The organism is Ochrobactrum sp. SFR4 (genome assembly GCF_019730395.1).
Classification (GTDB): domain Bacteria; phylum Pseudomonadota; class Alphaproteobacteria; order Rhizobiales; family Rhizobiaceae; genus Pseudochrobactrum.
The window spans coordinates 1-355 of record NZ_JAAPBB010000380.1 but is presented as its reverse complement, the minus strand read 5'-3'; the positions used below and the strand labels follow the sequence as shown (position 1 = coordinate 355).

Here is a 355-nt window from a genome sequence, read left to right as displayed (position 1 = left end):
TGCGGGATTTTTTGATTAAGACGCAACTAGTGTGCTTTGTATTTTACGGCACAATAAATGTGCTCTTTAGTTACGGCACAATAAGTGTGCCGGCACCGTGCTCCGTGAACAGCTCCAGCAGAACCGCATGCGGGGTTTTACCATTGAGGATAACAACGCCTTCCACACCACGGTTAATGGCTTCAATGCAGGTTTCCACTTTCGGGATCATACCGCCGGAAATGGTGCCGTCTGCAATCAATGCCAGTGCATCAGCAACGGACAATTCCTTGATCAGGTTTTTGTCCTTATCCAGAACGCCCGGAACATCGGTGAGGAACAGCAAGCGGGTTGCGGTCAATGCACCAGCAATCGC

Annotated in this window: 1 protein-coding gene; it reads right to left on the bottom strand. The window is 50.1% G+C overall.

Features of this window, described 5'->3' with window-relative positions:
• Window positions 1–70 precede the first annotated feature (70 nt).
• Window positions 71–355: acetylglutamate kinase (gene argB, locus HBA93_RS19455; protein WP_221724388.1), on the bottom strand; the 285-nt coding region annotated here is incomplete at its 5' end.